The sequence below is a fragment of the Streptomyces sp. NBC_00442 genome, from assembly GCF_036014195.1.
GTDB lineage: Bacteria > Actinomycetota > Actinomycetes > Streptomycetales > Streptomycetaceae > Streptomyces.
The window spans coordinates 4552070-4571829 of sequence record NZ_CP107918.1; the positions used below are offsets into that span (position 1 = coordinate 4552070).

Sequence of the window (19760 nt, forward strand, 5' to 3'; positions counted from 1 at the left end):
AGGTGAACCAAAAAATGGTGGTCACCCGGCCACGACTGGCCTGCTACGAAGAGCGCGTCGATAACGGACCGCCGTACCTCAGGTACGGCCTCCCTCGCCGAGCAACTGCCCCAGAGTACCCGGCGACCCCCCGGCCGCCCAATTGGATCAACCCGGAGCCGGCCGCCCGCCTCCGCCTATCAGGCACACACCGATAGCCGTTCCCCTATCCTTGCTGCTCATGGACCTGCTGCTGCACCTCAGGTACTTCCGCACCGTCGCCGAAGAACAGCACTTCGGCCGTGCCGCAGAGCGCCTGCGCGTCGCCCAGCCCTCCCTCTCCCAGCGCATCCAGCGCCTCGAACGCGAACTCGGCGTCCGCCTCCTCGACCGCGGCCGCACCGGCGCCACGCTCACCCCCGCCGGCCGCCTCGTCCTGGCCGAAACCCACACCCTGCTCGACGCCGCCGACCGGCTGCGCACCCTCGTCGGCCGCGTCCAGGGCGGCGCGGCCGGCACCCTGCGCGCCGCCGTACCGCCCCAGCTCGGCGGCGCCACCGTCGCCGCCCTCCTCACCGCCTACCGCGAACGCAGCCCCGGCGGCACCCTCGACCTGCGCGAACTCACCACCGCCGAGCAGACCGCCGAACTCACCGCAGGAACCCTCGACGCCGGCATCGTGCGCCACCCCTGCCCCGCCACCGGCCTCGGCTTCGGCCCCCAGCTCCACCAGCCGCTCGGCGCGCTCCTCGCCGCCGACGACCCCCTCGCCCGGCACACCCAGATCGACGTACGCGACCTCGACGGCCGCGAACTCCTCCTCTTCCCCCGCCCCACCGCCCCCGCCCTCCACGACGAAACCCTCACCGCCTGCGCCCGCCACGGCTGCACCCCCAGCGCCGTACGCGACGTCGCCGGCAGCGAATTCACCCACGCCCTCATCCTGTCCGGCACCCACGTCGTCGCCCTCGTGCCCCGGCCCGCCCCCGAACCCGGCACCGCCTGGCGCCCCCTGCGCGGCACCCCCCTCACCTGGCGCACCTCCACCGCCTGGCCGGCCGGACGCGACGGACCCGCCGTCCGCCTGTTCACCGAAGCGGCCCACGACGTCCTGCGCGAACACGCCGGGCTCGTCCCCGCCACCCCCCAACGGCGCCTGTTCCCCCGCCCCGCATCGGAGTTCCCGCTGTGAACACCCCCGTACGCGGCCGCATCACCGCCGCCTTCACCGACGCCGGGATCACCGGAGCGCTCTGCGCCACCGACATCGACACCGGCGACACCGTCGCACTGGGCGCCGACACCCCCGTATCCACCGCCAGCGTCCACAAGCTGTGCCTCGTCGCCACCCTCTACCGCGAAGCCGCCGCCGGACGCCTCGACCCCGCGACACCCCTCGACATCCCCGCCGCGAACCGCGCCCCCGGCCCCACCGGACTCGCCGTCATGCGCGACGCGGCCCGCCTCAGCCTGCGCGATCTGGCATCCCTCGCCATCGCCGTCAGCGACAACGCCGCGGCCGACGTCCTGTGGGACCACCTAGGCCTCGACACCGTCAACGCCACCATGAGCGCCCTCGGCCTGACCCGTACCGTCGCCGTCCACAACCAGGCCGGCCTCTACGCGACGATGCTCACCGACGCCGGCTCCAGCGGCCCCGCCGCCCTCGTCGACCCCGCCGCCGTCGCCCGCCTCACCGTCCTCGACCCCGCCCGCACCAACCGCTCCACCCCGCGCGAGACCGCCGGCCTGCTCGCCGCCGTCTGGCGCGACGAGGTCTGCGCCGGGGCCTGGGGCGAGGAACTCCGCGCCGTCCTCGGCATCCAGGCCTGGAGCCATCGCCTCGCCTCCGGCTTCCCCTTCGACGACGTACGCGTCAGCGGCAAGACCGGCACCCTGCCCACCCAGCGCCACGAGGCCGGCGTCGTCGAATACCCCGACGGCGGGCGATACGCCGTCGCCGTCTTCACCCGCGCGGCCTCCACGGCGGCGACGCTGCCGGCGGCGGATGCGGCGGTGGGGCGGGCGGCACGGATCGCGGTGGACGCGCTGCGGGGGCGCGGGAGCGAGAGAAAAAACTAGGGCACGCTCTTCGGCCGCGGGCCGGGCGGCACACCCGGCCCGTCCGGCGTTTGAGGACGAGCGCCCTCAAGGCGCGAACGGGGTCCGGGGCGGAGCCCCAGAGGCTCGAACCCTGGCCCCTCTCCACCCCCGGAGGGTTCCAGAAGGGGCGGGGTGGGGCGACCCCCTGGCCCGGGGCGGAGCCCCAGGGCCCCGGCTCTCGGCTGCGGACCGTGCGTGGCTGGTCGCGCTCACCGCGGCGGAGCCGCGCAATGTCACCAGGGGACATGAAGAGGGGCCCCGTCCTCATGGACGGGGCCCCAACTCGCTGCGGTCAGGCGCTAGTTCTCCTCGAAGAGACTCGTCACCGAGCCGTCCTCGAACACCTCGCGCACCGCCCGCGCGATGGACGGAGCGATCGAAAGCACCGTGATCTTGTCGAGCTCCAGATCCGACGGATCCGGCAGCGTGTTCGTGAACACGAACTCGCTCACCTTGGAGTTCTTCAGACGGTCCGCGGCCGGACCCGACAGGATGCCGTGCGTCGCCGTCACGATGACGTCCTCCGCACCGTGCGCGAACAGCGCGTCCGCCGCGGCGCAGATCGTGCCACCCGTGTCGATCATGTCGTCCACCAGGACGCAGACGCGGCCCTTCACATCACCGACGACCTCGTGCACCGTCACCGTGTTCGCGACTTCCTTGTCACGGCGCTTGTGCACGATCGCCAGCGGCGCGTCCAGACGGTCGCACCAGCGGTCGGCGACCCGCACGCGGCCCGCGTCCGGGGAGACGATCGTCAGCTTCGAGCGGTCGACCTTCGTCCCCACGTAGTCCGCGAGGACCGGAAGCGCGGTGAGATGGTCCACCGGACCGTCGAAGAAGCCCTGGATCTGGTCCGTGTGCAGATCGACCGTGAGGATGCGGTCCGCACCCGCGGTCTTCAGGAGGTCGGCGACCAGACGCGCCGAGATCGGCTCGCGGCCCTTGTGCTTCTTGTCCTGACGGGCATAGCCGTAGGACGGAATGATCACGGTGATGGATCGCGCCGACGCCCGCTTCAGAGCATCGATCATGATCAGCTGTTCCATGATCCACTTGTTGATCGGAGCCGTGTGGCTCTGGATCAGGAAGCAGTCCGCACCACGCGCCGACTCCTGGAAACGAACGTAGATCTCACCGTTCGCGAAGTCGAAGGCCTTCGTCGGCACGAGGCCCACACCCAACTGGTGCGCAACCTCCTCGGCCAGCTCGGGGTGGGCGCGGCCGGAGAAGAGCATCAGCTTCTTCTCGCCGGTCGTCTTGATCCCGGTCACAGCACAGTCTCCTCAGACGTGTTCGATGCCGCTGCACCCGCGCGGTCCCTCTCGCCACGAGCCCAGCCGAATATGTGCACCTATCACGGTAGCCCGAGAAAGGTGCACCCGAATCCGGTCAGTTCTCGCCGGCCGACTGCCCGGCCGCAGCCTGAGCGGCCTGCGCGGCAGCACTTCCCGGGCGCTTGCGCTCCACCCAACCCTCGATATTCCGCTGCTGGCCCCGGGCCACGGCCAACGAACCCGGCGGCACGTCCTTCGTGATCACCGAACCGGCGGCGGTATAAGCACCGTCCCCCACTGTGACGGGCGCAACAAACATGTTGTCCGAACCCGTCTTGCAATGTGAGCCGATCGTCGTGTGGTGCTTGGACTCACCGTCGTAGTTCACGAACACACTGGCCGCGCCGATGTTCGTGAACTCACCGATCGTCGCGTCACCCACGTACGACAGGTGCGGAACCTTCGTCCCCTCACCGATCGTCGCGTTCTTCGTCTCGACGTACGTACCGATCTTGGCCTTCGCGCCGAGCCGCGTACCCGGACGCAAATAGGCGAACGGACCGACCGTCGCCCCCTCGCCCACCTCGGAGTCGAACGACACCGCGTTGTCCACCCGCGCGTCCCGGCCCACCACGGTGTTCGTCAGACGGGAATTGGGACCGACCTCCGCACCGGAGGCAAGACGCGTCGTACCCAGCAGCTGAGTCCCCGGATGCACGATCGCGTCCTGCTCGAACGTCACCTGCACATCCACGAACGTCGTCGCCGGATCCACCACCGTCACACCCGCGAGCATCGCCCGCTCGAGAAGACGGTCGTTCAGCAGCCGGCGCGCCTCGGCCAGCTGCACCCGGTTGTTGATCCCGAGGATCTCCCGGAAGTCCCCCGCGAGCGACGCACCGACCCGGTGCCCCGCCTCACGCAGAATCCCGAGCACATCCGTCAGGTACTCCTCACCCTGACTGTTGTCCGTACGCACCTTGCCCAACGCGTCCGCCAGGAGCGCACCGTCGAACGCGAACACACCCGAGTTGATCTCCCGGATCGCGCGCTGAGCGTCGGTCGCGTCCTTGTGCTCGACGATCGCGGTGACCGCGCCCGAGGCGTCGTCCCGCACGATGCGGCCGTAGCCGGTCGAGTCGCCGACCTCGGCGGTCAGCACGGTCACCGCGTTGCGGTCGTTCTCGTGCGTACGGGTCAGCTCCGCCAGGGTCGCGCCGGTCAGCAGCGGGGTGTCGCCGCAGACCACGACGACCGTGCCCTCGATGGACTGGCCCAGCTCCTCCAGCGCCATCCGCACCGCGTGCCCGGTGCCGTTCTGCTCGTACTGGACGGCGGTACGCACACCGGCGTCGACCGCACCCAGGTGCGCGGAGACCTGCTCGCGTGCGTGGCCGACGACCACGACGAGGTGCTCGGGGTCGAGTTCACGGGAGGCTGCCACGACGTGGCCGACGAGCGAGCGCCCGCAGATCTCGTGCAGAACCTTGGGAGTGGCCGACTTCATGCGGGTGCCCTCACCCGCGGCGAGGACGACGACGGCGGCCGGGCGGGTTGCGCTCACGGAGGTGCCCTTCGGCTTCGGGGGGTGGACAACCGAAGGATACCGGGGGGCCTGGTGGATGAAATCGGGGTGGGGGCTGGGGAAATGCGGCGGGTCCTGACGAGAACCGCCAGGACCCGAAACCGCGAAGCTCCCCCGCCAGGACTCGAACCCGGACATAGGGCACCAAAAGCCCCAGTGCTGCCAATTACACCACGGGGGATGGAAACCGGCTAAACCGGACATTTGGTCAGGTCGCCGGATCGGCACCCAACACTATGCCGTACCAAGCGCCTTCCATGCGACGGTAGAGATCGGCGCCCTTGGTTACGTAGATCACCAAGCAACCTCGGTACGCCTGTGCGGTGTTCTTTCGCTTGGTGCGCGGGTTGTGCTTCTTGAGGGTGGCCCGTTGGAAAACGGAGACATCGACGTCGGCCAGTTCGGCCCAGAACTTCTCGGCCCCGGCCACGTCTCCGGACTCATGAATGCTGACGCGGAAGCGCATCCGCTCGCGCGAGACCCCCAGTAACTCCAGCCACCGCAGGTACACCTTGATCACGTCGGGGTCGCTGTTGATGAACTGCAGTTGCTCGGAGCGTCGGTAGGTCTTGTCCTTCGTTCCCTCTGCCCAGTAGAGCCCGACGCCCACCATGAAGAGCTCCCGTTCGGACAGCTGTCCGATCTCGTCGCGTGCCGCCCTTTTCGTCTCCTGGCGCTCCTCCTCCTGGGTCGCGCGCAGGCGTGCGAGGCCCTTGTTCATCAGGGTGTGCCGTTCTTCGTCGGTGTAGCGGGGTTCGGGCTTCGGGAGGTCGCGGACCCAGAGCGATATCGAGCTCTTCGAACAGCCGACCTCGGCTTGGATCTGGTCGTATGTCATGCCCTGTGCGCGGAGTGCTCTGGCCCGGTCGCGCAGGTCGTCCTTGGCGTTCGGGCGCTTCGTCCACTGCGGAGCCGGTTCACCCTTCACCAGGCGGTGGAGGAGGTCGTTGTGGTGGATGTGTAGACGGTCGCGGATCTGCCGCAGGCTGAGCCCCTCGCGCCGCAGCGCGATCGCCTGCTGCCGCAGGCCCTCGAAATCGGCGTACTTGCTGGGCGTGGCTGATGTCATACGGACACGTTCGTCCGGCATCCGGACGGCCGCTCGAATATCCGGCTGTTTCACCGGATCGTGGGATCAGTACCGGTTCGCGGCGTGTTGGGCGGGATTCCGTGCTGGGCGCGCGGGACGAAAGCCATAGGAAAATCGTTCGTGCCCGCCCGTAGGCTGGGAGCCATGACCGCAACGGGGGCTGACCAGGAAGCCACGGGGTTGACCTCCCGTGGCTGGTGGTGGTGGGAGCGCAGGCGCAGCGCGGTGCTGGATGTCTCGCTCGGGGTGTTCTCCGCGCTGGAGTGTGCGCTGGAGGGTGTGAATTTCGCGGGGGACTCGGGGTTGCCCGTGCCGGCCGGGGTGTTGCTCGGGCTTGTGGCGGGGGCCTCGCTGGTGCTGCGGCGGCGGTGGCCGATCGCGGTGGTGCTGGTGTCGATCGCGGTGACGCCGGCCAGCATGGGTTTCATGCTGAGCGTGGTGGGTCTGTACACGCTGGCCGCGTCGGAGGTGCCGCGCCGGATCACGGCGGCGCTGGCGGGGATGTCGGTGGCGGGGACGTTCATCGTCACGTTCGTGCGGATGCACCAGAGCGTGGCGGGCGGTGACTACGACCCGGGGCGCTGGTACGTGCCGCTGGTGTCGGTGGTGATGTCGGTCGGCATCTCGGGTCCGCCGTTGCTGTACGGGCTGTATATAGGGGCGCGGCGCCGGTTGATGGAGTCGTTGCGGGAGCGTGCGGATTCGCTGGAGCGGGAGTTGTCGCTGCTCGCGGACCGGGCGGAGGAGCGGGCGGAGTGGGCGCGTACGGAGGAGCGGACGCGGATCGCCCGGGAGATGCACGACGTGGTGGCACACCGGGTGTCGCTGATGGTGGTGCATGCGGCGGCGTTGCAGGCGGTGGCGCGCAAGGATCCGGAGAAGGCCGTGAAGAACGCGGCGCTGGTCGGTGACATGGGGCGTCAGGCGTTGACGGAGTTGCGGGAGATGCTCGGGGTGCTGCGGGCCGCCGATCAGCAGCGGGTGGCGGTGCGGGTGGACGCGGTGCCGCTGGCGGCGGTGGGGGTGGCGGCCGCGGTGGCCGCGGCCGCCGCGGAGGAGGGGCCGTGCCTTGCGGACATCGAGGCGCTGGTGGGGCAGTCCCGGGAGGCCGGGATGGTGGTGGAGCTGATGGTGCAGGGGCAGGCGCGGGGGTGTGACGCGCTGGTGGAGCAGACGGCGTACCGGGTGGTGCAGGAGGCGCTGACCAATGTGCACAAGCATGCGGCGGGCGCGAAGGTGATGGTGCGTCTCGCGTACCGGGACGCCGAGGTGGCGATGCAGGTGGAGAACGGTCCCGCGGACGGGGTCACGGCGGATGCGGGGTTGCCCAGTGGGGGGAACGGGCTGGTGGGGATGAGGGAGCGGGTGCTGGGGTTGGGCGGGGTGTTTGTGTCGGGGCCGACGGACGCGGGTGGCTTTCGGGTGTCGGCCGTTCTCCCGGACGACACCCAGCCCACGCGGTAGGGCCAGGGGGGACCCCCATGACGGGCTGAGGATGCCCATGCTGCCCGGCGCCGAGTAGGTGAGGGGCGCGGGGAACTGCGCGAGGAGCGGGCACGGTCCGCATCCGGAAACCGGCCGTTCGAGGGGCGCGGGGAATTGCGCGAGCGTCCCCGGCGGTCCGCAGCCGAAGGTGCGCCGGGGTGTGGAGCCCCGGTGTGCCTCCGGCACGGGGTCAGGTCGCTGTCAGGCGGATCGGCTGGGTGCCGGTGACCAGGGCGTTGAGGGCGTGATCGATGTCCGGTCCGAGGTACCAGTCGCCGGTGTGGTCGAGGGAGTACACGCGTCCCTCCGCGTCGATGGCGAGCACCGCCTGCTGATCCCCCTCCTCTCCGAGCGGTGCGATGTCCGTGTCGAGCGCCCGCCCGAGGTCCGCGAGCGTGCGGGCGAGGTGAAGCCCGGCGAGGGGGTCGAAGCTCAGGGCGGCCGGGGCGTTGCGGCGGCCCGGCCCCGGTGCGGTGAGGCGCAGCCCGCCGAATTCGGCCCACGCCTCGACGGCCGCGGGGAAGACGGTGTGGCGGTGGCCCGCGGGTGAGGCGTGGCCGCGCAGGACGTCGGCCCAGGCCTCGGCCTGACGGATGTCCCAGCGGCCGGGCTGCCATCCAGCGGTGCGCAGGGCGGCGTCGACGGGGACGGGGAAGCGGGTGGTGGAGGTGTCCGGCATCGGCCGCGGCCTTTCCGTGCGATGGGATGGGATGGGATGGATGGGGCGGGGCCGGGGGTGGGATCCCGGTGCCGGGGTTTACGGCTCGACGCTGCGGACGCCGAAGTGGGCGAGGAGCGCCGTGCAGGAGCGGCAGGGCGGCGCGTAACTGCCGTGGAGGGGGTCGCCGTCCTCGCGTATGCGGCGGGCGGTGAGCTTGGCGTGTTTGAGGGCGCGGCGGGCTTCGCCGTGGGTGAGGGGTTTGCGCTGGGCGCGTTTGGAGCGTTGCGTCTCGACGGCGGTCAGGTGTCGGGAGAGCAGGATCGCTTCGGGGCAGCGGCCGGTGAACCGTTCGCGCTGGCCGCTGGTGAGGGTGTCGAGGTAGTCCTGGACGAGGGTGTGCAGGACGGGCGGCTGTTCGCCTTTGCCCGCGGTGCAGGTGAGGGTTTCGCCGCGGACGGAGAGCGCGGCGGCGATGGCGGGGAGGATGCCGTCGCGGCGGTGGCGGAGTAACGGCGCGGCGGTGGTGGCCGTGGCGCTCCAGGTGAGGCGCGGGTCGCCGGGCCCGCCGACACTTTCCGGGGCCCCCGGCCGGCCGGGGGCCCCCGGTCCGCCGAGTGACCCGGCTGCCCCCGGTCCGCCGAGTGGTGCGGGCATCCCCGCTGCCCCGGGTCCAGCCGGCGGCCCGGCTGCCCCCGGCCCGCCGAGGTTCCCCGGCGCCGTTGTCTGTGCGCCCAGTCCCCCTTGCGCGCCCTGGGCTGTCCCCTGCGTTGTTCCCTGCGGGCCCCGCGCTGTCCCCTGCGTGCCCGGGGCCTCGCGTGCGGTCTGGGTCGCGCTGGTCGTCGCGCGCGGTGTCCGTGTGGCGGATGTTTCGCCTGCTGTGGTCTGCATGGTGCTGGTCGTCCTCCCACTGGCGGCGGCTTCAGCCGCACGTGTCAGCGCCCCCGAGTTGCGGGGACAGCCTGCCAAATGTGGGTGCTGGTACGGAAGCTGGGGCGCGATTAGCCGCGTATCACCGGCGCAGGGTGATATGTGCGTGACGGTTGGTGACCGAAATGCGGGGTCGGGACTCGGTATTGCCCCACCGCATAGTCTGGTCCTCACCAGCCAGACGCAGGAGCACGCAGCAGGGGGCAACCGCCATGACGACAGGTCGGCTCGGGCATCATGCCGCGCCACCGAACGCGGCCTATGCCGGGCAGGTCGTGCACTTCCCGGATCCGGTCCGGGCCGCCCGGCATCCCAGAGGGGTGCGGGTGGACGAGAACGGCTACCCGGTCTTCTCCGCGTACGCCCGTGCGGCGGTGGAGATCGCCGAGCCCCCCGAGGGCTTCGGGGTGGACGAGCTCCGGCTGACCGACTACGTGTCGGCGAACGCGGCGCTGGCCGCGGCGGGCCACGAGCTGTGGGACACGATCGCCCCGGTGGCCACGCCGCACGGCTGGACGTGGCACCACGTGGCGGGTGGCCGGCGCCTGGAGCTGGTGCCGGTCGAGGTGAAGGCGCTGCTGCGCCACTTCGGCGGTCTGGCGACGGCGCAGGTCGAGCACGACAAGCGGGGCACGCGCCCCTTGCAGGAGACGCGGCCGGCGCACTTCGGTCTGCCGAAGGGCTCGGTGGCGGTGTCGGAGTCCCAACTCCTCGGTGTCGAGGAGGACTTGGGGTATCGGCTGCCGGGAGCCTACCGGTCGTTCCTGAAGGCGGCGGGCGGCTGTGCCCCGGTGGGCGCGGCGCTCGACGCCGAGCTGGGGCTCCTGGTGGACCAGCCGTTCTTCACGGTGCGCGAGGAGGCGGCCGTCAATGACCTGGTCTACATCAACAAGTGTCTTCGTGATCACCTCACCAAGGACTATCTGGGCGTCTCGTTCGTGCAGGGCGGGATCCTCGCGGTGAAGGTGCGCGGTTCCGAGACCGGTTCGGTGTGGTTCTGCGCGTACGACGATGCGCGGGATGAGGACGGTCTGAGCGTGAACGAGCGGGTCGAGCGGCTGCTGCTGCCCTGCGGGGACGATTTCGACGCGTTCCTTGCACGGCTCGCCGGCAATCCGCCGGAGCTGGAGACCGTGGCGAACCTGATGGTGGACGGCGGCTTCGCGCGCGTCGTCGAGACGACCTCGGTAGGGGAGTGAGCCGGCCGATGGTGACTTTCGCTCAGGCGCAGGAGCGTGCCGAAGAGTGGATCAACGGCGATGTGCCCGCGTATCAGCACCGTGAGGTGCGGGTGCGGGAGTTCGAGCTGGGCTTCGTGGTGTGGGCGGAGGACCGCGAGAACGGGCCTTCGGTCGATGGCGGCGCGCAGCGCCTGGTGATCGCCCGGGACAGCGGCGACGCCTCGCTGTGGCCGGCGTTGCCGGTGGGTGAGGTGATCCGCCGGTACGAGGAGGAGTACGGGCTGCCCGAGGCCGCCCCCGCGGCGCCGGAGCCTCCGGCTCGGATCGATCTCAACCAGACGTCGTTCCTGCTGAGCCCGCCGGAGTGGTTGCAGGAGGCGGCCGACCGGTTGGGGATCCCGGACCGGCGTGGTGACGCTGACCGTGGCGGTGGCAGTGCCACTTCGGGTGCGTCGCACGGGTCCGGCGGGTTTGCCGCCGACGAGCCCGCGCCGGCCTCGTCGCAGGGACAGGGACAGGGACAGGGACAGGGACAGGGACAGGGTTCAGGTACGGGCGTTCCCGCAGGGGCGACGCCCTGGGCGGGGACGGACACCAACGCGGGGTCGGACGACGGTTCCGTGCCGCTGCCCGCGACCGTGTTCGCGCCGGCCCTGTCCGGCTCGGACGGTGACGACGCCGCGCCGCCGAAGGTGCTGCCCGAGGCGAAGACGGCGTTGATGGCGGGAGGCAGCCAGCTGCCCCCGACCGCGCTCGCCCCTGCCTACGACCCGGACCGCGGGTCGCAGCGGAGTGCGCCGGGTGCGACGCCGCCGCCCGGTGTTCCCGCGCCGCCGACCGCGCACGCCGCCCCCTCGACTCCCGCTCCTTCCGGCGTCGCCGGGCCGGGCCGCTCCGTGCCTCCGGGCGCGGGAGACATCGCGGACGCCGCGACCAGCAAGGCGGTCGGCCCGCCTCCGGGTGCGCGGGCCTCGCGCGGCGGGGGTTCGACGACTCCGCCGCCGCCCGGTGCGCCGGGCACTCCGGGTGCCAGGCCGGGCCTTCCCACGGCGGGCCCGGTGCCGGGTTCGACTCCGCCGCCGGGTGCGCCGGCCGGTGGCTACCTGCCCACGCAGTACGTGTCACAGCTCGGGCCGGAGGGCCGGATGCCGGGTGCGCCCCAGCCGCCCCGGCCGCCCGGCGCGCCGACCCCGCCGCCCGCACGGGGCGATGTGCACCACGCCGCGACGATGTTCGCGGACCCGAGCCTCGGCGGCCAGTCGGGCCTGGCCGCGCCGATGCCGCCGGGCCCGCCTGGCGCGCCCGGTACCCCCGGCGCGCCTGTGCCTCCTGGTCCTCCGGGGGCCCCCGGTCAGCCGGGTGCCCCTGTGCCGCCCGGACCTCCCGGTGCGCAGGGGACGCCACCCGGGGGTGTGCACCACGCCGCCACGATGCTGGCCGACCCGAGCCGCATGGGCCCCGCCGGTTCCGGTGGCCCGGGTGCGCCGATGCCTCCCGGGCCGCCCGGCGTGCCGGGGGCTCCGGCCGGCCCCGGCGCGCCGATGCCGCCCGCAGCCCCTGGCGTTCCCGCCGCTCCCGGTGCTCCCGGTGCACCCGGCGGCGGTGTGCATCACGCGGCGACGATGCTTGCGGGGCCCGCGCAGATGGGCCCCGGTGGCGGTGCGCCGATGCCTCCCGGGCCGCCCGGCATGCCGCAGGGCGGCGCCGTGCCGCAGCCCCCGCCCGCGTACGGCTATCCGCAGCAGCCCCCCGCGGGGCTGCCGACGGTGGGCCCCGGTTACCAGGCGGTGCTGCGCTACCGCGCGCCCGACGGGTCCGAGCAGCAGCTCATCCGCCGTTCGGCGCCGGGCATTCCGCACCCGGAGTGGCAGATCTTCCACGAGCTGCGGACGATGAACGTGCCCGCGGACCACGTGCTGGAACTGCACACGGAGCTGGAGTCGTGCGAGCTGCCGGGCGGCTACTGCGCACGCATGATCCGCGAGCAGTGGCCGCAGGTGCGGATCACGCATGTCGCCCCGTACGGCAAGGAGCACGGCTCGCGTCGTCAGGGCGTGCAGCATCTGCTCACCCACCAGGGCGAGTTGGCGCAGGTGGCGGACGGTCCGGCGCGGCCGCAGCCGGTGCGGGCGCCGATTCCGGCGGTGCAGCCTGCGCCGCCGCTGCCGCCGGAGGGTGTCGCGCACGAGCTGGCGGGCGCGTTCGGTCCCCAGGGTGTGTTCCGCTTCGACCAGCGCGCGGTGTCGCGTCAGGGCGTGCCGGAGGTCGTCGCGGTCACGCTGGTGTGGGCGGGGCTTCCGGTGGACCTGGGGCCGTTCTTCTGGGCGCAGGCCGTGCCGGGCCAGCCGGTGCCGACGCTGGCGGAGCTCGCGCAGCAGCGCGGGGTGCAGCCGGCCGCGGACGCGGGCTCGTACCTGGTGATGGGTTCCGACTTCGGGCGGGCGATCTGCGTCCAGTACGGGACCGCGCACATCGTGGCCGTGCCGGTGGAGGCGGGGCCCGGCGGCCAGTCGGTGCCGCCGCAGTTCGTGAACTCGGGGCTGCCCGAGTTCGTACGCTCCCTCGCGCTGCTCGGCCGGATGTGGCGGCTGCGGTTCGGGCTCAACCCGGAGCAGGCGGGCCGCTGGACGGTCGACTTCCAGGCCCAGCTCGCGGCGCTCGACCCGGCGGCGCTGGCGTCGCCTGAGAGCTGGTGGTCGGTGCTTCTCGAGCAGATGTGGGACGGGTTGCTCTGACCGTTACCGGGCTCGCGGCGCCGACTGCTTCGGGGCCGTGTCGAGGCGCTCACCGCGGGATCCGCGGTGGGCGCCTCGTTCGTTCCGACCGTGGCTGGTCGTGCGGTTCTCGGCGTTCTCGCCGCTCGGGGCCCGCGCGATGTCCCTTTTTGGCGCCGGTTGACGCATCCTTGGGCGTGTCATGTGGGCGGAGTGTCGTCATATCGGCCACTTCGTTTCGATCGGCCGGGGTGCGGGAGAGAGGGCTTTGGGGATGAGCGCAGCATCGGTGCCGCCGTCGGCGCGGCCGTTCGGGACCGGCCGGGGCCGTGGCTACCGTCCCGACCAGGTCGATCCCGCCGTGGCCCGCCTCGTACGGGAGGCGGAGGCCGCGCGGGAGAAGGAGGCGCGGCTCGCGGCCCTCGCCGACGAGCTGAGCGAGCGTGCGGTGCGGCTGCGCGAGCGGGTCGCCGGGCTCGCGCCGCAGACGTACGAGGCGCTCGGCGGGCAGGCCCGTGAGCTGTTCGCGCTCTGTGCGGAAGAAGCCGGCGAGGTGCGGTCGGCCGCCGAGGAGGCGGCGGCGGAGGAAGCGCGCGCCGCGCAGGAGGCGGGACGGGCGGCGAGGGACGCGGCGCGGGGGCACAGCGAGTCGGTGCTCGCCGATGCGCAGGAGTGGGCGGAGCAGAGGCTGCTCGCGGCCGCCACCGAGGCGGAGGAACTGCGTTCCGCGGCGCGCGCGGCGGCGGAGGAGTGGCGCACGGAGGCGGCCGACGAGCTGGCCGGTGCGGTTCGGCGCTGCGAGGCGGAGCTGGCCGGGCAGGAGCGGGACCATGCGGAGACGCTCGCCGCGGACGGGCGTGAACAGGCCGCGCGCGAGGCGCAGTTGGAGTCCCGGGTCGGGGAGTTGACGCGCGCGGCGGAGGCCGCGCTCGACGCGGCGCGGCGCGGGTTCGCCGAGGCGGAGGCGGGTGCGCGGCACGCGGAGGAGGAGGCGGAGGCGCGGGCGGCGGAGCTTGTCGCGGATGCGCGGGGTTGTGAGCGGCGGGTTGTGGGGGAGGCGGAGCGGGTGGTGGGTGAGCATGATGGGGCGCGCGAGGAGATGCGGGCGCACATGGCTCATGTCCGCGATGCCCTGTCCGCGCTGACGGGCCGCCGCCCCTCGCCGGCCCCGGAGGCCCCGGGCCCCTGACCCCATTTCGTCTGCGGACCGTGCCCGCGTCTCGCGCCGTTCCCCGCGCCCCTTAAAACCCCGGTCCGCTTTCGGGCGCGGGCCCGTGCGTGGCTGGTCGCGCAGTTCCCCGCGCCCCTTAACCCCGCTTTCGTGTGCGGACCGTGCCCGCGTCTCGCGCAGTTCCCCGCGCCCCTAGTAGGGCACCGGCGCCGAGCGGTCGCGCCCACCGCGGCGGAGCCGCGCGATGTCACAGCCCCGCGCCCCTAGTAGGGCACCGGCGCCGAGCGGTCGCGCCCACCGCGGCGGAGCCGCGCAATGTCACAGCCCCGCGCCTCTTAACTGCTCGGTGCCGGCCAGCATGGACATCCTCAGCCTGTCCGGCGTTTGAGGACGAGCGCCCTTAAGGCGCGAACGGGGTCTGGGGCGGAGCCCCAGGGAGCCGCACCCTTCAGAGTTGCCGCACGGGCGGGAGGGTGGGAAAACGCGCGAACGGGGCCGGGCGGAGCCGTAGGGGTGGGGACCCCTAGGGGGTGGGCCCTACTTGGGGGCGGGGGGCTTTCGTCCCGGCGGAGGAGGTCGCACCCACCACCCCCTCCCTACCGTGGACCTACGTCGCGACGCGACAGCCGCAGGGTGGGGAAAACCCCACCCCGAAGACTGCGCCGGGCCCCAGGGCGCCAAGCCCCCCCTTGCCCGAGACTCAAGACGTACGTCAGCGACTGGCTGAAAATGACCTAGGAGAATCACCGTGACAACGGCTGTGACCATTCCCCAGCACGGGGACACCGGAAGGCGTACGGCGGTCGCGGCTCGGGCGCGCCACGTCGTGAAGGCGTACGGGTCGGGGGAGACCCGCGTGGTGGCCCTCGACCGGGTCGATGTGGACATAGCCCGGGGGCAGTTCACCGCGATCATGGGACCGTCGGGTTCCGGCAAGTCCACCCTGATGCACTGCCTGGCGGGCCTCGACACCGTGACGAGCGGCCAGATCTACCTGGACGAGACCGAGATCACCGGCCTGAAGGACAAGAAGCTCACGCAGCTGCGCCGGGACCGGATCGGGTTCATCTTCCAGGCGTTCAACCTGCTGCCGACGCTGAACGCCCTGGAGAACATCACGCTGCCGATGGACATCGCGGGCCGCAGGCCCGACGCGCAGTGGCTGGAGCGCGTGGTGGAGACGGTGGGCCTGGCGGGGCGGCTCAAGCACCGGCCGACCCAGCTCTCCGGCGGCCAGCAGCAACGGGTCGCCGTGGCACGGGCGTTGGCGGCCCGGCCGGAGATCATCTTCGGTGACGAGCCGACCGGAAACCTGGACTCGCGGGCCGGCGCCGAAGTGCTCGGCTTCCTGCGCCAGTCCGTCGACGAGCTCGGCCAGACCATCGTGATGGTCACCCACGACCCGGTGGCCGCCTCCTACGCGGACCGCGTGCTCTACCTCGCCGACGGACGCATCGTGGACGAAATGCTCCGCCCCACCGCCGAAGCGGTCCTGGACCGGATGAAGGCCTTCGACACGCGGGGGCGTACCTCATGAGCGTGCTCAAGACCTCGATGCGCAACTTCCTCGCGCACAAGGGACGGATGGCGCTGTCGGCCGTCGCGGTCCTGCTGTCGGTGGCGTTCGTGTGCGGCACGCTCGTCTTCACCGACACCATGAACACCACCTTCGACAAGCTGTTCGCGGCGACCGCGGCCGACGTCACCGTCAGCCCCAAGTCGGCCACCGCGGACGGCGCTCCCTCCCAGACCGGCAAGCCCGACGCGCTGCCCGCCTCGCTCGTCGCGAAGGTCGCCAAGGCGCCCGGCGTGCGCAAGGCCGAGGGCGCCGTCGGCAGCACCAACGTCACGGTCGTCAACGCCAAGAACGAGAACATGGGCTCCACCACCGGCGCCCCGACCATCGCCGGCAACTGGACCGACAACGACCTCAAGGCGATGGAGATCACCTCCGGCCGGGCCCCGCGCGGGCCGACCGAGACGATGGTCGACGCCGACACCGCCGACAAGCACCACCTCACGATCGGCGACGAGCTGCGCACCATCGCCGTCACCGGCGACTTCACCGCCAAGATCACGGGTATCGCCACGTTCAAGGTGACCAACCCCGGCGCGGCCATCGTCTACTTCGACACCGCGACCGCGCAGCGTGAACTGCTCGGTGGCGCCGGCCAGTTCACGCAGATCAACGTCGCCGCCGCGGACGGCGTCAGCGATCAGCGGCTCAAGCAGGACGTGGCGGCCGCGCTCGGCGGCTCGGGCCCGTACAAGCTGCAGACCGCGAAGGAAGCGGCGGACGACAGCCGCGCCAGCGTCGGCTCGTTCCTCGACGTGATGAAGTACGCGATGCTCGGCTTCGCCGGGATCGCCTTCCTCGTCGGCATCTTCCTCATCATCAACACGTTCTCGATGCTGGTCGCCCAGCGCACCCGCGAGATCGGTCTGATGCGCGCCATCGGCTCCAGCCGCAAGCAGGTCAACCGGTCCGTGCTCGTGGAGGCGCTGCTGCTCGGCGTGTTCGGCTCGATCCTCGGCGTCGGCGCGGGCGTCGGTCTCGCGGTCGGCCTGATGAAGCTGATGGGCTCCATCGGTATGGAACTGTCGACCGGTGACCTCACCGTCCGGTGGACGACGCCCGTGACCGGCCTGATCCTCGGTGTCGTGGTGACGGTCGTCGCCGCCTACACCCCGGCCCGCCGCGCAGGGAAGATCTCCCCCATGGCCGCGCTGCGCGACGCGGGCACCCCGGCCGACGGCAAGGCAGGCCGGATCCGGGCCGCCATCGGCCTGGTTTTGACCGGCGCGGGCACCGCCGCCCTGTTCGCCTCCGGCAACTCCACGCAGGCGTCGGCCGGTTCGAGCCTGCTCGGGCTCGGCGTCGTCCTCACCCTGATCGGCTTCGTCGTCATCGGGCCGCTGCTCGCGGGTGTCGTCGTGCGGGTGATCAGCGCGCTGGTGCTGCGGATGTTCGGCCCCGTGGGACGGATGGCCGAGCGCAACGCGCTGCGCAACCCGCGGCGTACGGGGGCGACCGGCGCGGCCCTGATGATCGGGCTCGCCCTCGTGGCGTGCCTGTCGGTGGTCGGCTCCTCGATGGTCGCCTCGGCCACCGACGAGCTCGACAAGTCGGTCGGCGCGGACTTCATCGTCTCCTCCGGCACCGGCCAGCCCATCGTGCCGCAGGCCGCCGACGCCCTGAGGAAGACCCCGGGCATCGCCCACGTCACCGACTACAAGGCGGTGGACGCCAAGCTGACCGCACCCGACGGCAAGGCGATCGACGACCAGGTCACCGCCGCCGACCCCACCTACCAGGAGGATCTGCGGCGCAAGACCGTCGCGGGCGACCTGGCGGCGGCGTACGGCAAGGGCGCCATGTCGGTCGGCGACACCTACGCCAAGGAACACGGTGTCACGGTCGGCGACACGATGACCGTCGCCTTCAAGGGCGGCGCCACCGCGACGCTGAAGGTCGCGGCGATCACCTCGGACGACACCAACGTCGACAAGGGCGCGATGTACACCAACATCACGACCGTCGCGCGGTACCTGCCGGCCGACAGGATGCCCAAGAACATGCTGATGTTCGCCAAGGCCGACGACGGGAGGGCCAAGGAGGCGTACGCCTCGCTGAAGCAGTCCCTGAAGGCGTATCCGCAGTACAAGGTGCAGAACCAGGCCGACTTCAAGCAGGACCTGAAGGACCAGATCGGCCAGCTCCTGAACATCGTGTACGGGCTGCTCGCCCTCGCGATCATCGTGGCGGTGCTCGGCGTGGTGAACACCCTCGCCCTGTCGGTCGTCGAGCGCACCAGGGAGATCGGCCTGATGCGGGCGATCGGCCTCTCGCGCCGCCAGCTGCGCCGGATGATCCGCCTGGAGTCGGTGGTGATCGCCCTGTTCGGCGCGCTGCTCGGCCTCGGGCTCGGCATGGGCTGGGGCACCACGGCGCAGAAGCTGCTCGCGCTGGAGGGCATGGGCGTCCTGGAGATCCCCTGGCCCACCATCGCCACCGTGTTCGTGGCCTCGGCGTTCGTGGGTCTGTTCGCCGCGCTGATCCCGGCGTTCCGGGCGGGCAGGATGAACGTCCTGAACGCGATCGCGACGGACTGACGGACCGGCGGAGCGGCCCGCTAGGACTGGAGCCGCAGCAGCACGTAACCCCCTGCCACCCCGGCGACCGTGTAACGGGCGTCGGGGTGCAGCGTCGTCGCGTACTCGACGGGGTCGCCCGCCCACCCGTCGGAGTTGTCGATCGCGATGTAGCGGGGGGTGACCGGGCGGGCGGAGCCCACCCAGAAGACGCGGCAGCGGGAGGTGAGCCGGGCGATCGGCCCGATGTCCGCCTCCACCGTCGCCCCGTCCGGAATCCGTGCCAACAGGCCTTCCGCGGCGGCCACTTGGGGACTCTTTCGATACGTTCCCGGCTCGGTCAGCGCCGCGAGGGGCAGCGAGGGGGTGAGCGCGAGGGCCGCGACCGCCGCGCACAGCGGCAGCTTGGGGGCATGGGTGCGCAGCCAGGCGTACGGGCTGTGGCGTGCGGTGGCCACCGCGTCGGTGAGCGCGAGCGCGACGACCGGCATCAGGACCGCGCTGTAGTGCCAGGCCGTGGACCAGTAGTGGTCGTCCGACGACAGGAAGCGCCAGCCCAGGGTGGGCAGCGCGGCGAGCAGCAGCGGGGAGCGCAGGGCGATCAGACCGGTGGTGGGGAGCAGGAGCCAGGCCAGGGTACGCAGCTTGAGGTGCCAGGCGGCGAACGGGCCCGCCGCGTCGGCCCCGTCCACCTTGCTCCAGTAGTCGTAGCCGCCGGTGGAGTTGAAGGCGGGGATGACGACGGTGAGGGTGACCAGCGTGGCCACCGCCCCGATGAGGGCCACGGCGAGGGCCCACCGGGCGGCGCGGGGCGAGAGGCGCCGGGCCCGCACGGCGACGACGAGGGCGAGCGCGGCCGTCGTCAGGCCCAGGTCCTCCTTCACGAGGATCAGCGGCAGCGCGTACAGGAGCGCCGCGCGCCACCGTTCGCGCAGGATCGCCTCCAGGCCGAAGGCGATCAGCGGCACGGCGAAGCAGATCTCGTGGAAGTCGAAGTCGGCGGCGCGCTGGATTCCCCAGGACAGGCCGTACGCGACACCCACCGCGAGGCCGGGGCCGCGTCCGAGCAGCCGGGCCGAGACGCGGGTCACCGCGACGGCGGCCAGCGCGAACAGGGCGGCTTGGGCGACGAGCAGGGTGACCGGGGTGGGGAAGAGCCGGTAGACGGGGGCGAGCAGGGCGGTCACCGGGCTGAAGTGGTCGCCGAGAATGTTGGTGCCGGGTCCCTTCAGGTCGGCGACGGGCGCCTGGAGGTGGGCGTAGGCGCGGACCACCTGCTCGAAGATCCCGAGGTCCCAGGAGAGGGTGTCCATGCGCCGGTAGCGCTCCACCCCGAGCACGGTGTACGCGGCGAACAGTGCGGCGGCGAGCAGGTAGGGGTCGGCTGCCCGCCGCGGGAGTATTCGCCCCCACGCGCGGCCTTGTCGCCGGTGTTCGCCGGACCCGGGCGAGCCGGCGGCGGTCCCTCGCTCGGGCAGGGTGAGCAGGACTCCGG

At 72.2% G+C, this 19760-nt stretch carries 14 protein-coding genes and 1 tRNA gene; 8 read left to right on the top strand and 7 right to left on the bottom strand.

Going from position 1 to position 19760, the window contains the following annotated elements:
- Positions 1 to 220: 220 nt before the first annotated feature.
- Together OG432_RS20420 and OG432_RS20425 are read left to right on the top strand one after the other, a co-directional pair.
- Positions 221 to 1171 (top strand): LysR family transcriptional regulator, encoded by a 951-nt coding sequence (locus OG432_RS20420; protein WP_328312397.1) that lies wholly within the window; start codon positions 221 to 223, stop codon positions 1169 to 1171.
- Positions 1168 to 2061, top strand: a complete 894-nt coding sequence (locus OG432_RS20425; RefSeq protein ID WP_328312398.1) for a serine hydrolase — start codon at positions 1168 to 1170, stop codon at positions 2059 to 2061. Before OG432_RS20420 ends, OG432_RS20425 begins: the two co-directional genes overlap by 4 nt.
- Positions 2062 to 2381: 320 nt before the next feature.
- Here the strand turns inward: OG432_RS20425 and OG432_RS20430 are convergent, their stop codons facing one another.
- From OG432_RS20430 to OG432_RS20445, 4 genes are all read right to left on the bottom strand, one after another.
- Positions 2382 to 3356: a ribose-phosphate diphosphokinase gene (locus tag OG432_RS20430; RefSeq protein WP_328312399.1), complete on the bottom strand. Its 975-nt coding sequence runs from the start codon at positions 3354 to 3356 to the stop codon at positions 2382 to 2384.
- Between the two features lie 118 nt (positions 3357 to 3474).
- Complete coding sequence (glmU, locus tag OG432_RS20435) at positions 3475 to 4923, bottom strand: bifunctional UDP-N-acetylglucosamine diphosphorylase/glucosamine-1-phosphate N-acetyltransferase GlmU (protein ID WP_328312400.1); 1449 nt, start codon at positions 4921 to 4923, stop codon at positions 3475 to 3477.
- Positions 4924 to 5053: 130 nt separating this feature from the next.
- Positions 5054 to 5125, bottom strand: a tRNA-Gln gene (locus OG432_RS20440).
- 27 nt (positions 5126 to 5152) lie between these two features.
- A complete protein-coding gene (locus tag OG432_RS20445) occupies positions 5153 to 6013 on the bottom strand; it encodes a hypothetical protein (RefSeq protein ID WP_328312401.1) in 861 nt (286 codons plus the stop codon).
- 165 nt (positions 6014 to 6178) lie between these two features.
- Here OG432_RS20445 and OG432_RS20450 point away from each other — a divergent pair, with 165 nt between their 5' ends.
- The gene (locus tag OG432_RS20450) at positions 6179 to 7498 is read left to right on the top strand and encodes a sensor histidine kinase (RefSeq protein WP_328312402.1); all 1320 of its coding nucleotides are present in this window, start codon (positions 6179 to 6181) and stop codon (positions 7496 to 7498) included.
- A 211-nt stretch (positions 7499 to 7709) separates the two neighbouring features.
- On the opposite strand, the gene OG432_RS20455 is transcribed toward OG432_RS20450, so the two are convergent.
- Together OG432_RS20455 and OG432_RS20460 are read right to left on the bottom strand one after the other, a co-directional pair.
- A complete protein-coding gene (locus OG432_RS20455; protein ID WP_328312403.1) occupies positions 7710 to 8198 on the bottom strand; it encodes an SUKH-3 domain-containing protein in 489 nt (162 codons plus the stop codon).
- Positions 8199 to 8276: 78 nt separating this feature from the next.
- Positions 8277 to 8834, bottom strand: coding sequence for a YwqJ-related putative deaminase (locus tag OG432_RS20460; protein WP_328312404.1), 558 nt, complete (start codon positions 8832 to 8834; stop codon positions 8277 to 8279).
- A 485-nt stretch (positions 8835 to 9319) separates the two neighbouring features.
- On the opposite strand from OG432_RS20460, the gene OG432_RS20465 reads away from it, so the two are divergent.
- The 5 genes from OG432_RS20465 (at position 9320) to OG432_RS20485 (ending at position 18286) form a co-directional block, all read left to right on the top strand.
- Entirely contained in the window at positions 9320 to 10306 is a 987-nt protein-coding gene (locus OG432_RS20465) for an SMI1/KNR4 family protein (protein ID WP_328312405.1), read from the top strand.
- A gap of 8 nt (positions 10307 to 10314) precedes the next feature.
- The gene (locus OG432_RS20470; RefSeq protein WP_328312406.1) at positions 10315 to 13023 is read left to right on the top strand and encodes an SUKH-4 family immunity protein; all 2709 of its coding nucleotides are present in this window, start codon (positions 10315 to 10317) and stop codon (positions 13021 to 13023) included.
- Positions 13024 to 13276: 253 nt separating this feature from the next.
- The gene (locus OG432_RS20475; protein ID WP_328312407.1) at positions 13277 to 14191 is read left to right on the top strand and encodes a cellulose-binding protein; all 915 of its coding nucleotides are present in this window, start codon (positions 13277 to 13279) and stop codon (positions 14189 to 14191) included.
- A 730-nt stretch (positions 14192 to 14921) separates the two neighbouring features.
- Positions 14922 to 15710 carry an ABC transporter ATP-binding protein gene (locus tag OG432_RS20480; protein ID WP_328312408.1) on the top strand — a complete coding sequence of 263 codons (789 nt, stop codon included), beginning with the start codon at positions 14922 to 14924 and terminating at the stop codon, positions 15708 to 15710.
- On the top strand, positions 15707 to 18286 hold the full coding sequence (locus OG432_RS20485) for an ABC transporter permease (RefSeq protein ID WP_328312409.1): 2580 nt from the start codon (positions 15707 to 15709) through the stop codon (positions 18284 to 18286). The genes OG432_RS20480 and OG432_RS20485 overlap by 4 nt, the downstream gene beginning before the upstream one ends.
- Positions 18287 to 18306: 20 nt before the next feature.
- Here OG432_RS20485 and OG432_RS20490 read toward each other — a convergent pair whose 3' ends face one another.
- Positions 18307 to 19578 carry a DUF2079 domain-containing protein gene (locus OG432_RS20490; protein ID WP_443058592.1) on the bottom strand — a complete coding sequence of 424 codons (1272 nt, stop codon included), beginning with the start codon at positions 19576 to 19578 and terminating at the stop codon, positions 18307 to 18309.
- Positions 19579 to 19760 lie beyond the last annotated feature (182 nt).

Excerpts from the sequence above, each read along its gene's own strand:
- OG432_RS20455 (WP_328312403.1), bottom strand. The coding sequence starts at position 8,198 with ATGCCGGACACCTCCACCACCCGCTTCCCCGTCCCCGTCGACGCCGCC.
- OG432_RS20490 (WP_443058592.1), bottom strand. The coding sequence starts at position 19,578 with ATGGACACCCTCTCCTGGGACCTCGGGATCTTCGAGCAGGTGGTCCGC.
- OG432_RS20450 (WP_328312402.1), top strand. The coding sequence starts at position 6,179 with ATGACCGCAACGGGGGCTGACCAGGAAGCCACGGGGTTGACCTCCCGT.
- OG432_RS20475 (WP_328312407.1), top strand. The coding sequence starts at position 13,277 with ATGAGCGCAGCATCGGTGCCGCCGTCGGCGCGGCCGTTCGGGACCGGC.
- OG432_RS20465 (WP_328312405.1), top strand. The coding sequence starts at position 9,320 with ATGACGACAGGTCGGCTCGGGCATCATGCCGCGCCACCGAACGCGGCC.
- OG432_RS20420 (WP_328312397.1), top strand. The coding sequence starts at position 221 with ATGGACCTGCTGCTGCACCTCAGGTACTTCCGCACCGTCGCCGAAGAA.
- OG432_RS20485 (WP_328312409.1), top strand. The coding sequence starts at position 15,707 with ATGAGCGTGCTCAAGACCTCGATGCGCAACTTCCTCGCGCACAAGGGA.
- OG432_RS20470 (WP_328312406.1), top strand. The coding sequence starts at position 10,315 with ATGGTGACTTTCGCTCAGGCGCAGGAGCGTGCCGAAGAGTGGATCAAC.
- OG432_RS20445 (WP_328312401.1), bottom strand. The coding sequence starts at position 6,013 with ATGACATCAGCCACGCCCAGCAAGTACGCCGATTTCGAGGGCCTGCGG.
- OG432_RS20460 (WP_328312404.1), bottom strand. The coding sequence starts at position 8,834 with ATGCCCGCACCACTCGGCGGACCGGGGGCAGCCGGGTCACTCGGCGGA.